Source organism: Sphingobium sp. FW305-3-2-15-F-TSA7 (genome assembly GCF_058787155.1).
In genome coordinates this window covers 68021-80761 of sequence record NZ_JBYSZM010000036.1, presented here as the reverse complement: position 1 = coordinate 80761, position 12741 = coordinate 68021, and the positions used below count along the sequence as shown (strand labels likewise).

At 67.3% G+C, this 12741-nt stretch carries 11 protein-coding genes; all 11 read right to left on the bottom strand.

The window, feature by feature from the left end; genetic code table 11:
- Window positions 1-119: 119 nt before the first annotated feature.
- From AC3WN8_RS24265 to AC3WN8_RS24215, 11 genes are read right to left on the bottom strand one after another with little or no spacing between them, the layout of a single operon-like run.
- The gene (locus AC3WN8_RS24265; RefSeq protein WP_492672075.1) at window positions 120-1625 is read right to left on the bottom strand and encodes a malonate--CoA ligase; all 1506 of its coding nucleotides are present in this window, start codon (window positions 1623-1625) and stop codon (window positions 120-122) included.
- A complete protein-coding gene (locus AC3WN8_RS24260) occupies window positions 1622-2950 on the bottom strand; it encodes a malonyl-CoA decarboxylase (RefSeq protein ID WP_492672074.1) in 1329 nt (442 codons plus the stop codon). Before AC3WN8_RS24260 ends, AC3WN8_RS24265 begins: the two co-directional genes overlap by 4 nt.
- Window positions 2950-3381 carry an acyl-CoA thioesterase gene (locus AC3WN8_RS24255; RefSeq protein ID WP_492672073.1) on the bottom strand — a complete coding sequence of 144 codons (432 nt, stop codon included), beginning with the start codon at window positions 3379-3381 and terminating at the stop codon, window positions 2950-2952. The genes AC3WN8_RS24260 and AC3WN8_RS24255 overlap by 1 nt, the downstream gene beginning before the upstream one ends.
- Window positions 3374-3952: a carboxymuconolactone decarboxylase family protein gene (locus AC3WN8_RS24250; RefSeq protein ID WP_492672072.1), complete on the bottom strand. Its 579-nt coding sequence runs from the start codon at window positions 3950-3952 to the stop codon at window positions 3374-3376. Before AC3WN8_RS24250 ends, AC3WN8_RS24255 begins: the two co-directional genes overlap by 8 nt.
- Window positions 3953-3964: 12 nt before the next feature.
- Window positions 3965-4717, bottom strand: coding sequence for an SDR family oxidoreductase (locus tag AC3WN8_RS24245; protein WP_492672071.1), 753 nt, complete (start codon window positions 4715-4717; stop codon window positions 3965-3967).
- Window positions 4714-6477, bottom strand: a complete 1764-nt coding sequence (locus AC3WN8_RS24240; RefSeq protein WP_492672070.1) for a hydantoinase B/oxoprolinase family protein — start codon at window positions 6475-6477, stop codon at window positions 4714-4716. Before AC3WN8_RS24240 ends, AC3WN8_RS24245 begins: the two co-directional genes overlap by 4 nt.
- Before the next feature lie 2 nt (window positions 6478-6479).
- Window positions 6480-8534 carry a hydantoinase/oxoprolinase family protein gene (locus AC3WN8_RS24235; RefSeq protein WP_492672069.1) on the bottom strand — a complete coding sequence of 685 codons (2055 nt, stop codon included), beginning with the start codon at window positions 8532-8534 and terminating at the stop codon, window positions 6480-6482.
- A 10-nt stretch (window positions 8535-8544) separates the two neighbouring features.
- Complete coding sequence (gene kce, locus AC3WN8_RS24230; RefSeq protein WP_492672068.1) at window positions 8545-9477, bottom strand: 3,5-dioxohexanoate:acetyl-CoA acetone transferase; 933 nt, start codon at window positions 9475-9477, stop codon at window positions 8545-8547.
- 24 nt (window positions 9478-9501) lie between these two features.
- Window positions 9502-10815 carry an MFS transporter gene (locus AC3WN8_RS24225; protein ID WP_492672067.1) on the bottom strand — a complete coding sequence of 438 codons (1314 nt, stop codon included), beginning with the start codon at window positions 10813-10815 and terminating at the stop codon, window positions 9502-9504.
- Entirely contained in the window at window positions 10815-11582 is a 768-nt protein-coding gene (locus tag AC3WN8_RS24220) for an SDR family NAD(P)-dependent oxidoreductase (RefSeq protein ID WP_492672066.1), read from the bottom strand. Before AC3WN8_RS24220 ends, AC3WN8_RS24225 begins: the two co-directional genes overlap by 1 nt.
- The gene (locus tag AC3WN8_RS24215; RefSeq protein ID WP_492672065.1) at window positions 11579-12739 is read right to left on the bottom strand and encodes a serine hydrolase domain-containing protein; all 1161 of its coding nucleotides are present in this window, start codon (window positions 12737-12739) and stop codon (window positions 11579-11581) included. The genes AC3WN8_RS24220 and AC3WN8_RS24215 overlap by 4 nt, the downstream gene beginning before the upstream one ends.
- Window positions 12740-12741: the final 2 nt, after the last annotated feature.

Genomic DNA, 12741 nt, shown 5'->3' with positions numbered 1-12741 from the left:
CCCTCCCCACGCTACGCGTAGGGAGGAGAGTTCTTGCTGTCTCGCGCTCCGATTGAAATCCCGGACACCAGTGCGCGTGCGCGGGGATGACAAGATCAACCAAGCAATTGGATCAGCCCCTACGCCCCGGCATAACGCTCGCGCAGCACCGTCTTCTGGATCTTGCCCATCGCGTTCTTGGGCAGCGCGTCGACGAAATGCACCTGGCGCGGCTGCTTGAAGCGGGCGAGCGTGTCGGCGAGTGACGCCTTCAGCGCATTGCCGTCGGCGAAATCGGGATCGCGCGGCACGACCACGGCGACCACGGCTTCGCCCAGATCGGGATGGGGAATGCCGATCACCGCGGATTCGCGGACCTGTTCGAGTTCGTCGAGCGCGGTCTCGACCTCGGCGGGATAGATGTTGTAGCCGCCCGAGATGATGAGATCCTTGGCGCGGCCGACGATCGAGACATAGCCGCGATCGTCGATGAAGCCGAGGTCGCCCGAGATGAAATAGCCGTCGCGAAATTCGGCTTCGGTCTTTTCCGGCATCCGCCAATAGCCGGTGAACACATTGGGGCCGGCGATCTCGATCACGCCGATCTCGCCCTGCGGCAACACGCGGCCGGTGTCGGGATCGGCGATGCGGATGTCGACGCCGGGCAGCGGCAGGCCGACCGTGCCCGCGATCCGATCCCCGTCATAGGGATTGGAGGTGTTCATGTTGGTCTCGGTCATGCCGTAGCGTTCGAGGATCGCATGGCCGGTCCGCTCGCGGAATTCACGGTGGATGTCGGCGGAGAGCGGCGCGGAGCCCGAAACGAACAACCGCATATGCGCGACCAGCGATCGGTCGAAACGATCTTCGCCGAGCAGGCGGATATAGAAGGTGGGCACGCCCATCATCGTCGTCGACAGCGGCAGCGCGGCCAGCACCGCCTCCACGTCGAAGCGCGGCAGGAAGCGCATCGATGCACCCGAGGCGAGCACGACATTGGTGCCGACGAAAAGCCCATGGGTATGGAAGATCGGCAGCGCGTGAAGCAGCACGTCGTCGGCGGTGAAGCGCCAGTGATCCTTCAGCGTGAAGGCGTTGGAGGCCAGATTGTCATGGCTCAGCATTGCGCCCTTCGACCGGCCGGTCGTGCCCGATGTGTAGAGGATCGCGGCCAGATCGTCGTCGCCGCGTGCGATGGTGTCGAATTCGCCGGCGCTCTCCGCCGCGATCGCGGCAAGCGTGCCGCCGCCGGCCTCGTCGAGCGTCTCGACGCGCGGAACGCCGGTTTTTGCAGCGAGCGTTCGGATCGACGCTTCCTGCGTGGGATCGCAGACGAACAAGGCGGGTTCGGCGTCGCGCATGAAATAATCGAGTTCGCCGGCCGTATAGGCGGTGTTGAGCGGCAGGAACGCGGCGCCCGCGCGCAGGCAGCCGAGATAGAGCATCAGCATGTCGATGCTCTTTTCCGCCTGCACCGCGACGCGGTCGCCGGGCCGGACGCCAAGACCGGCCAGCGCATTGGCGAAACGGCCGGATCGCGCGTCGACATCGGCATAGGTCACGACCGCGCCATCGGGCAACGTCGCGAAGGGACGTCCGCGACCCTGGGGGAATTGCGCCGAAAGCCGCGTGTAGAGATTGGTCATCGTGTCTTCCCTGCCCGCGTGCCAGCGGCGGGCTTCGCCGCGTCCCGCATCATCGTGCGGAACGGATCGCCCAATATCACGGTGCCGTCATTGGCATAGGCCTCATGATGCGCTTCGATGCTCGGCAGGTCGTAGAGATAATTGACCATCATGCCCGCGCTCTGCCGCATGCCGTTCTCGGAAATGTCGCCCATCCAGTTCAGCCGCTCAAGCCGTGCGCCATTGCCGAGATGGAAACGCGCGACTGGATCCACCGGGCGGTCGTCCGCGGTACGCGCCGCGGTGAAATAGGCAATCGCCTGCGCGGTCAGTTCGGCCTGCGAGGCATCGCCGGCGCGCGCCGCGTCGGCCAATGCCGGCTTGGCCTTGCCAAGCCAGGCCATGAAAGCCGGAATCGGCGACAGGGTGACGAAATGCTCGAGCCCGGGCAGGTCGCGCTTGAGATCGGTCGCGACCTGCTTGATCAGGAAATGGCCGAAGGAGACGCCCTTCAGCCCCGGCTGGCAATTGCTGATCGAATAGAAGACCGCGGTGTCGGCATTGGTGGCGGCCATCGGCTCGCGCACCGGATCGAGCACCGCCTGGATGCTGTCGGGCATGCTGCGGGTGAGTGCGACCTCGACGAAGATCAGCGGCTCGTCGGGCATGGCCGGGTGGAAGAATGCGAAGCAGCGCCGGTCGGGTGGGTCGAGGCGGCTGCGCAGATCCGCCCAGTCGCGGATGTCGTGGACCGCTTCGTAGCGGATCACGCGTTCGAGCAGGCTGGCGGGCGACGACCAGGTGATCGGCCGCATCGCCAGGAAACCGCGATTGAACCAGGATTGGAGCAGGTGGAGCAGATCGGCATCGACCATGTCGAGCGTGCCATCCGCGCTTTTCATCGCGCGCAGCAGGTCGGCGCGCAGCGCGATCAGCCGGGCGGTGCCGCCGGGCGCGAGGTTGAGGCGGCGGAACAGCTCCTGACGAGGGGCCTCCACCGCGCGCGCGAGCAGCGGCAGCTCGGCCGGGCCTCCGGATTTATAAGCGGCCCACGCCGCATCGAGCGCGGCCGGATCGGGGCCGAACCCCTCGGCAAGCCGGTGGAAGAAGGCGAGGCGCTCGTCGGCGGCGGATTCGGCGTAAAGATCGAGCAGGTCGGCCGCGATCATCGCGCCGGAGGCTTCGCCGCGACCCGACAACAGGCTGCGCGCCAATCCTTCCATCCGCTCGATCCGCGAGCCCGCCTGGTCGGTGCGGCGGTCGAACACGAAGGATGCGTAGCGGCGCAGCAGCTCGCGGCCCTGGCGCGATACGCCGTCGATCAGCCGCGGCAACGCCGCGCGCATCACGCCGTGATGCCGAACAGCTCCGCTGCGCGGGCGACGAAATCGGCGGGCAGCGGCCGGGAGCGGCGCGCCTCGAGATCGAAGCAGACCGTGCGCGCGGTCAAGGTCGCGCACAGGCGATCGTCGATGCGCGTGAACATCCGGTATTCGCTGGCGATCGAGGTGCGGCCGAGATGGGTCAGCCGGCCGTCGATGCGCACCAGCGCGCCGGCCGCGAGTTCGGAGTGATATTCGATCTCGTGGCGGACATCGGCCCAGCCCTGATTGGCGGCGGCGCCGGCCGCGGGATCGTAACCCAGCGACGCGTACAGGTGATAGGATGCATCGTCGAACATGCCGAGATAGTGGCGCGTCGTCAGATGGCCCATCGCGTCGCACAGCCAGGGATGGACGACGGTGAAGCCGCAATCGATGGCCGGGAAATCAGTCATGGCTGCCAATCTCCCACCCATGCGGCGTCAGATGCGTTTCGGCGAAGCCGCGCGGCGTTGCTTCCAGCGGCATTGCGAGACTGTCATTCCAGCGATTGAAGAAGCCGTAAAGGGCAATTGCGGCAAGCAGCTCGACGATCTGGCCGTCGTCATAATGCGCCGCCAGCTCGGCATAGGCCTGGTCGGTGACGCCCGTTGGCGACTGGCCGGCCAGCATGGCAAAGCGAAGCGCGGCGCGCTCGGCATCGCTGAAGAGCGGGCTGCGCTCGAAATCCCAGACCGCCGCGATCCGCTCGCTGCCGCCGCCGGTGGCCGCCGCGTTGCTCGCGGTATGCGCCGCGCAATAACGGCAACCCGCCGACATGCTTGCGAGATAGCCCGCCAAATATTTGAGATCGAGCGGGACCGCGCCGGGCGCCATCACCGCGTTCCACAGGCCGAGCGTCGCGTTCAATATCTCGGGGCGATGGGCCAGCGTGGCGACGCTGCCGGGAAGTTCGGCGAAATGCTCGAGGAACGGCGCGGCATCGACGCCCTTCGCCAGCAATGCGTCGGGCGTCAGAAGAGCCATGCGTCCCATCGATCAGCCTTCCCATTCCGAATTGCCGTCGACGCCGATGATCTGCGCGGTGATGTGCCGTGCCGTGTCCGACGCGAGGAACCATGCCATCTCGCCGATCTCTGACGGCTGGATCTTGGTGCGCAGCGAGATATAGCCGAGCGCTTCGGCCTCGACCTCGGCGACGGGCAGGTCCCGGCGTTCGGCCGCGCGGGCCATCAGGCCGCGCATGCGATCGGTGTCCATGAAACCGGGGCGGATCGCGTTGACGCGGATGCCCGCCGGGCCGAACTCGCGCGCGGCATTCTTGGTCAGCCCCTCGAGCGCCCATTTCGACGCGATATAGGCCGACCGGCCGGGCAGGCCGGTGACGGTGGACGCGGTCGAGATGTTGACGATCGTGCCGCCGCCGGCCGCCCGCATCGCGGGCACGACGGCACGCATCATATGGAAGGCGCCATGGACATTGACCGCGAAGCAGCGCGCCCAATCCTCGGGATCATTATCCTCCAGCGCGCCGATCGGTCCGGCGACGCCGGCATTGTTGACCAGCACCGACACGGGGCCGACCCGATCGATCATCGCGGCTACCGCGACGGGATCGGCAACGTCGGTCAGGCTGGTGACGATGCCGGGCCGATTCTGGCTCAGACGGTCGAGCGCGCCTTGGTCGACGTCGCACACGATCACGCGGTCGCCGCGTTCGTGGAAGATCTCGGCGATGGCGAGCCCGATGCCGGATCCCCCGGCTGTGACGAGGACGGACCTGTTGCTCATGCTGTTCTGCTCCGTTCGGCGTCCGTCGCGGTCGCGTCGAGCGCGCCGCTGCCGGAGATCACCACTCCATAGATGTCTCGCGCGCGATCCGGGCTGATCAGCCCGCCCGCGACGTCGTCGGCGACGCGCTGCGCCGGGCGTTTGCGGGGATCTCCATAGCCGCCGCCGCCGCAGGAGATAGCGACGATGCGTTCGCCATCCTCGATATGCACCTGTGCGCAGGCGGGAAGTTCGCTGTGGCTGCCGTCGCGCTGGATCAGATATTGATCCGCACCGCCGCCCGACTGCCCACCACGCACGCCGACCGGCACATTGACATGCCCATCGGAGAGATAGCCGATGTCCATGCCCCCGCCGATCGGTCCGAATTCGACGATGGTCGACGGCGCGCCATTCTGCGTGCCGGCACCCTCGGTATCGGTCAAAAAGCCGCGGCGATGGACCAGGATCGGCTGCGAAAGCTCGGCCAGCTCGACGCCGTCGATGCAGCAGAGACCGGCATTGCCGACATGGCCGATCGTCCACCAGGCATCACTGGCATGGCTGGCGGCGCCGCCGCTCATCGCCAGGAAGATCTGGTTGACGAAGGGTCGGCCGGTGCGCGGATCGATGCCTGAGACGACGCCGGCGGAGGGCGCGATCACCGATCCGACCTCGGCCATGCCGATGCCCTCGCCCAATGTCGCCAGCGCGGTCTGCACGCTGTTCGCGGCGCGATCGGCGATGTTCGTTGTCGCGGCGGAGCAGGAAAAGGGATGGGTCGGAATGCCGGCGATGCAGCCCACCCGCAGCTTCACGTCGATCCGGCGGAACGATCCGGCATTTTTGGGCACGTCATGATCGATGCTGTTGAAGACGCCGATCATCGCGGCGGTGCGTGCGCAGGCCTCGGACAGGTTCATGCCGCAGGGCAGGCAGTCCGGATTGTCGGTCAGATCGACCGCGATACGGCCCTGGGCGGGATCGACGTCGACCTTCGCCGTGATCTTCAGCCCTTCGGCGGGCAGGCCGGGGAAGGGATCGTGCGTGCTCGATCCGATGACGCGGCCGGCGGGCAGCCGCCCGATCGCATCCGCCATCCGCGCTTCGGAATAGTCGAACCATTGACGGGCAAAGGCCTCCAGCCGGTCCCAGCCAGCTTCGCGGGCCAGTTCAGTCAGTGCCTTTTCGCCGATGCGGGCCGCGCCGACGGTGGAGAGATAGTCGCCGCGCCATTGATGCGGCACGCGGATGCGCAGCTCGCACATGCGGATGATATCGTCGATGTCCTGGCCGTCGCGCTGGACCTGGACGGCGGGGAAGAGCAGCGCGCCTTCATGATAGACGTCGCGCGCTTCGGCCATATAGGTGGTCGGCTGGCTGTTGCCGATATCCGCCTGGTGCGCCTTGGCGAGCACGGTGAAGCGATGCTCGCCCGCTTCGTCCATCACCGGCACGATCACGCTGAGATCGGCGGGATGCGAGCAGCCATGATAGGGCGAATTGTGCAGGAACGCGTCGCCTGCACGCAGCTCCGGATGGAATTGCTTCATGCTGCGCGCCATCATGTCGGGGCCCGACAGGACATGGATCGGCAGGCTGTCCGCCGCGGTCAGCAATTCGCCGTCGCGGGTGAGCAGGCAGCAGGAGAAGTCGCGCGCGCGGTTGATCACGCCCGACCGGCCGGTGCGGAGCAATGTGTTCGACATCTTGCGCACGACGCCGTCGAGCCGGCTGCGCAGCACTGCCATTTCGGCGCCGTTCATGGGAACATCGGTCATGATCAGGCCTCGATCAGGATGGAGCCGGCAGCCGTCCGGCGGAAACGCGCCGGCGGATCGACGACGATAGTGGTGAAGGCGGATTCGATCAGCGCCGGCCCGGTCTGCACGCTGTCGACCGGGATCGTATCCCAGCGCAGCACGGGCGTATCGAGCCAGCCCTGGCCGGCGAAATAGACCGGCCGGGAGCGCGACGGGGCCGCGCCCTGCACATCGTGCTTCAGCCGGAATTCGGCGTCGGGTCGGGATGGGCAGGCGACGCGCGCGCGCAGCCCGATCAGCTCGACCGCCGAATCCTCGTCACGGATGGTGAAGAGCTGCTCGTGCATCGCATCGAATGCGGTGCGGAAGCGCGCGACATCGGCCCCGGTCGCGAAGCCGGCATCGTCGATCGGCACGTCGATATCCCAGGCCTGCCCGTCATAGCGGGCTTCGGCGACATAGCTGATCGTCCCCGTCAGCTGCGCCCGGGCGATGAACGCCTCCGCCTGCTCGCGGACCGCACTGAAGGCGGTGTGAGCGCGCGACAGGTCGAAACCGGCGGTTGAGGCATAGGTGGTGGTGGGGAACTCAGCCGCGATGTCGGACATCATCGCGCCCGCCGCGCTCATCGCCGCGCCGGTTTCGGGGATCAGCAGTTCGCGGCATCCCAGTCGCCGGGCGATGAACACCGAATTGAGCCCGGCGGCACCGCCGCCGCCGATCAGCACGGCCTGGGCCGGATCGATCCCCTGATTGACCGTCATGTCCTGGATCGCCTGCACCATATTCTCGGTGGCGAGGTCGAGGATGCTCCACGCGGCGTCCTCCGCGCTGATGCCCAGCGGATCGGCGACGTCGCGCGCGATCGCGCCCCGCGCCGCATCGCCATCGAGCTGCATCGCGCCGCCGAGGAAATAATCGGGGTCAATATAGCCCAATGTCACGCAGGCATCGGTCACGGTCGGGCGGCTGCCGCCGCGGCCGTAACAGGCGGGGCCGGGCGTCGAGCCCGCGCTGCCCGGACCGACGCGCAGCAGGCCCGCGGAATCGACGGCGGCGATGCTGCCGCCGCCCGCGCCGACGCTCTTGACGTCGACGGAAGGGTAGCCGGCAAGATGGCCGCGATAGGGTTCGCCGATCCACAGGTCGCGCGTCATCGGGATGCGCCCGTCGCTGACCAGGCTGATGTCGTAGGTCGTTCCGCCGGTATCGGCGACGATCGCGGTCCGCCACGCGCCTTCGCGCTCCGCATAATGGCGGCCGGCGACGGGGGCCATGGACGGCCCCGAATTGATCACGCGGATCGGCGAAGCCGCGACTTCCTCCGCTTCGACCATGCCGCCCGCGCTGGTCAGCACCATCACCTTGCCGGCAAAGCCCGCTTCGGAGAGGCGCGCGGTCAGGCCGCCCAGATAATGCGTCATCAGCGGTTTCAGCGACGCGTCGATCGCGGCCGAGGACGCCCGGCGGAATTCACGCAGGGTCGGATTGACGGCGTGCGACAGGCTATAGGGGATGCCGGGCAAATGCCGTTCGATCAGCGCGCTGATGCGCCGCTCGTGCGCGGGATTAACCGTCGACCAGAGCAGCGCGACCGCAAGCGCCTCCGCGCCGCTCTCACGCACCCGCTCCAGCGTTTCGATCACGCCCGCCTCGTCGAGCGCGATCATCACGCCGCCATCCGACCCGATGCGCTCGCGCGCCTCGAAGGTGAGCGCGCGCGGCACATAGGGCGCAGGATAGGGGATGGTGTGGTTGAAGGGTTCGGTGCGCCCGCCCTCGCGGAACAGCAGGATGTCGCGATGGCCCTCGGTGACGATCAGCGCTGTGCGCGCGGTGCGGCCGGTGATGATCGCGTTGATCGCATGGGTGGTGCCGTGGATGAAGCTGTCGCACCGGCCGAGGAGCTCGGTCAGGCTCATGCCCCGCGCGGCCGCCGCGCCGCTCAGCGCGTCGAGCACGCCCGCGACCGGATCCGACGGCACGGTCGACGCCTTGTGGAGCGTGATCGAGCCGTCGTCATCCTCAACGACGAGATCGGTGAAGGTACCGCCAGTATCGGTTGCAAGACGCATGATCGGTCCGTCAGAAAGCGACCGAGTCGCCGCCCTTGAGGCCGAGCATTTCGCGCGCCTCCGCGGGTGTCGCGATCTCGATATCGAGTGAATCCATGATCGCGCGGATCTTGCGGACTTGCTGCGCATTGCTGGTCGCGAGCTCGCCGCGGCCGATATACAGGCTGTCCTCCAGCCCGACCCGGACGCTGCCGCCAACCAATGCGCATTGCGTCAGGAACTTCATCTGCGGGCGGCCGACCGCGAAGCAGGACAGCATGTAATCGTCGCCGAACAGCCGGTCCGCGGTCTGCTTGAACATCATGAAATTCTCGAGATCGGCGCCGATGCCTCCGAGGATTCCGAAGATGCCCTGGATCAGGAAGGGCGGCTTGATGATGCCGAGATCCGCGAAATGCTTGACGTTGTAGAGATGGCCGATGTCGTAGCATTCATATTCGAAACGGGTGCCGTGGCCCTGGCCCAGTTCGACCATGATCTGTTCGATCAGCGCGAAATTGTGATTGGCCGGGAAGCGCTTGGACCCGAGCATCAGCTCGCGTTCCCAGTCATGCTTCCATTCGAACTTGTCGGCGAGCGGCCAGAAACCGAAATTCATCGATCCCATGTTGAGCGACGTCATCTCGGGGCTGGCGCGCAGGGGGCCGGCCATGCGGTCTTCCTCGCTGAAGCCCGGCGCGCCACCGGTGGTGATGTTGATCACGGCGTCCGACGCCTGTTTGATGCGCGGCAGGAACTGCATGTAGAGTTCGGGATCGGGCGAGGGGCGGCCGTCGCGCGGATCGCGGGCGTGGAGATGCAGGATGGCGGCGCCGGCTTCCGCCGCTTCGATCGCCTGTTCGGCGATCTCGTCGGGGGTGATCGGCAGGTGCGGCGACATCGATGGCGTGTGGATCGATCCCGTGACGGCGCAGGTGATGATCGCCTTGCTGGTACGGCGCATGCGGAAACTCCCTGTTGTGTGGATTTAGTGCGACGCGTTGAACGCGACGGTCGCTGCGAATGGTCTTCGACTGGCGAATGCGGCCAGGCTTCCGAGGATGGCGATCACCGACAGCACCATGACCAATGCGGTGGCGAGATGCAGCGGACCGCCGAGCAGGTCCGAGGTCAGGCCCACCAGAGGCGGGCCGCAACCGATGCCGATCAAGGTGGTGCAGGCCAGGAACACCGCGGTGACGACGCCGCGCAGACGATCGGGCGTGAGCATCTGCACGCCGGCCAGGCTGGCGGGCGCACCCAGCGTCATGAAGAAGTTCAGCAGCCCGAGCAGCAGCAGCGAGGCTGCCAGATCGGTGCTCGAGACGAAGGCGAGCAGCGCGGCGAGGCCGCCCAGCAGGCCGGCCATCATGACCGGCGCCACCGGCGAGGCATAGCCGCGCGTCTGGAAGAAATCGGTCAGGATGCCGCCGCACAAATGGCCGAGCGGGGCGCCGATCAGGATCACGCCGCCGACGGCGAGGCCGGCCTCGGACGGCGTCAGCGCGAAGAAACGGACATAATAGGATGGCGTCCAGGCGGTGAAGGACTGGACGACGAGCACCACCGACGCCGCCGCCGCGATGTGGAGGATGAAGGCCGCACGGTGCGCGCGCAGATAGGCAAAGGCTTCGGCCATGCTCGCCCGCGCCACGCCGGTCTCGACGCGTGCGGGTTCGCGCACGGTCAGCAGGATCGCCGCGAGCAGCAGGCCTGGAATGGCCATCAGCACGAAGGTTCCCTGCCAGGGGGCGAGCAGCCCGAGACCGGGGATATGGAGCCCGCCCGCCACGACCAGCGCGGCGAGCAATGCGCCGCCGCCGACCAGGGCCAGACTTTTGCCGAGCGATGCGCCCGTGGTGAACAGCGAGACCGCACGGCCCAATTGGCTGCGCGGGAAATAGGCGGCGAGCAGCGACATGGCGGCGGGCACCAGGGCGGCTTCGCCGAAACCCACGCCGATGCGCGCGAGGAACAGCGATCCGAACGAATTGGCGAGACCGCACAAAGCCGTCGCCAGGCTCCAGATCAGGATGCCCGCGATGATCAGGTTCCGGCGATTGACCCGATCGGCCATCCGCCCCAGCGGAATGGCGGCGACGGTGTAGAGGATGACGAAGCCGGTGCCCTGGAGCAGCCCGAGCTGGGCGTCGCTGACGCCGAGATCGGCCTTTAACGGCTCCATCACCAGGCTCATCAGGAAGCGGTCGACGAACGACAGCAGATGCGCCGACGCGAGCAGCAGCGCGACATACCAGGCATAACCGCCTGCCCTGATGGGAAGAGGCGCCTGGATCGCCATCAGCCGAGCGCCGCCGAGACGCCTTCGTCGGCGAGCCAGGTCGCACCGTGGACCGGGCGGGCCTTTTCGGAGAGCAGGAACAGGATGATGCCCGCGATATCGTCGGGATCGCTGAACGCATTGCCGCTGGGCGTCATCCGCCGCATGCCTTCGGCCATTTCCGGGTTCGCGCGGACGTCCGCATTCATCGGTGTCGCGGTGTTGCCCGGCGCGACCGCGTTGACGGCGATGCCGTGCGGCGCGAGTTCGGCGGCAAGCGAGCGGGTCATCATCGATATCGCCGCCTTGCTGGCGGCGTAGAGCGCGAAGCCGCTGACCCCGATCTGTCCGGCGACCGAGGATAACGAGACGATCCGTCCGCCGCCGCGCGCGCGCATGCCCGGCACGACCGCGGATATCGCATTCCACGGCCCCTGGATGTTGATGTCGAGCAAGCGCGCCGCATCGGCGGGCTCGGTCGCGCCTGCCGGCGTCGGATAGAAGACTCCCGCCGCATTGACGAGCAGGTCGATGCCGCCAAGCTCGCTTTCGACCTGGGCAACCAGCCCGGCCAGCGCCGCCGCGTCGCGGACATCGACCGCATAGGGTTTCGCATTGCCCCCCGCGGCTTCGATGCCGCGGACCACGGCCGCCGCCTTGTCGACATTGCTGCTGGCGACGACGGCGACGCTGCCGCCTTCGGCTGCGATCAGCTCGGCGACGCGCTGGCCGATGCCGGAGCTCCCGCCGGTGACGAGTGCGACCTTGCCGGTGAACATGCCGCTCATGCGTACACCGAAGCGGCAAGCGCCGCGCAGCGTTCGCCGAGCCCGCCGCCCGCGCACATCAGCGACGGGCTGTACGAGAATGCGATGCGGTTCTCGGGATCGGCGAAGCCGAGCGCGCCGCCGGCACCGGGATGGCCGAACGCCAGCGGGTTGGTGCCCATCGGCGACATATTGGGCTCGTTGAGGAAGAAGCCATGGGCATAGCGGAAGACGCGATCGGTCATCGCGCACTGGCCGAACCAGCTTTCCTCACGCATCCGGTCGATGGTCCCGGCGGATAGCAGGCGGACGCCGTCGAGCGACCCGCCACAAGCCAGCGCCGCATAGATGCGCGCGACGGCGCGGGCATTGCCATGGCCGTTGGTCGACGGCATCAGCCCTTCGCGCATCCGGCGATCGTTATAATGATCGGGCGATTGCGGACGCATGCGCCAGGCCCGGCCCAATTTGGTCGACGGATCGCGCGACTGGACGAAGGTATGGCTTTCGGCCGAAGGGATCATGTCGGCGACGCGGTCGGGATCGGCGCCGCGCGTGCCATAGCCATAATCGGCGCCCAGCGGATCGCAGACTTCCTCCGCCAGGAAGACGTCGATCGGACGGCCGTCGACCCGGCGGACAAGCTCACCGAACAGATAGCCCGCGGTCGAGGAATGATAGCCGTGATCGGTGCCGGGTTCCCAGCAGGGCTCCTGCTGTTCCAGCGCGTGGATCATCACGTCCCAGTCGAAACCGGCGCCGTCGGGGGCATGGTCGGCATAGAGCAGACCGGCCTTGCCGGTGATCAGCGTCCGGACGGTGATCTCGGCCTTGCCTCCTTGCGCGAATTCGGGCCAGTAGCGGGCGACCGGCGCATCCATGTCGATCAGCCCGCGATCGACGAGCATCCAGACGCAGAGCGCCGCCATGCCCTTGCCGACCGACATCATGCAGACGATCGTGTCTTCTCGCCAGGGGCGGGTGCGGGCCGGATCCGCCCAGCCGCCCCAGAGATCGACGACCTTCTGCCCGTCGCGATAGACCGCGACGGCGGCGCCATGTTCGCCGCGGTCGCGGAAATTCGTCGCGAACATATCGGCGACGGCGCCGAAGGCGGGATCGAACATGCCGTGGATCGGCATGTCGGATTCGGCCTGGATCAGGGCGGGCGCATTCATGC

Bases quoted from the DNA above. Each gene is read 5' to 3' on its own strand.
- AC3WN8_RS24265 (WP_492672075.1), bottom strand. From the start codon at position 1,625: ATGACCAATCTCTACACGCGGCTTTCGGCGCAATTCCCCCAGGGTCGC.
- AC3WN8_RS24260 (WP_492672074.1), bottom strand. From the start codon at position 2,950: ATGCGCGCGGCGTTGCCGCGGCTGATCGACGGCGTATCGCGCCAGGGC.
- AC3WN8_RS24255 (WP_492672073.1), bottom strand. From the start codon at position 3,381: ATGACTGATTTCCCGGCCATCGATTGCGGCTTCACCGTCGTCCATCCC.
- AC3WN8_RS24250 (WP_492672072.1), bottom strand. From the start codon at position 3,952: ATGGCTCTTCTGACGCCCGACGCATTGCTGGCGAAGGGCGTCGATGCC.
- AC3WN8_RS24245 (WP_492672071.1), bottom strand. From the start codon at position 4,717: ATGAGCAACAGGTCCGTCCTCGTCACAGCCGGGGGATCCGGCATCGGG.
- AC3WN8_RS24240 (WP_492672070.1), bottom strand. From the start codon at position 6,477: ATGACCGATGTTCCCATGAACGGCGCCGAAATGGCAGTGCTGCGCAGC.
- AC3WN8_RS24235 (WP_492672069.1), bottom strand. From the start codon at position 8,534: ATGCGTCTTGCAACCGATACTGGCGGTACCTTCACCGATCTCGTCGTT.
- kce (WP_492672068.1), bottom strand. From the start codon at position 9,477: ATGCGCCGTACCAGCAAGGCGATCATCACCTGCGCCGTCACGGGATCG.
- AC3WN8_RS24225 (WP_492672067.1), bottom strand. From the start codon at position 10,815: ATGGCGATCCAGGCGCCTCTTCCCATCAGGGCAGGCGGTTATGCCTGG.
- AC3WN8_RS24220 (WP_492672066.1), bottom strand. From the start codon at position 11,582: ATGAGCGGCATGTTCACCGGCAAGGTCGCACTCGTCACCGGCGGGAGC.
- AC3WN8_RS24215 (WP_492672065.1), bottom strand. From the start codon at position 12,739: ATGAATGCGCCCGCCCTGATCCAGGCCGAATCCGACATGCCGATCCAC.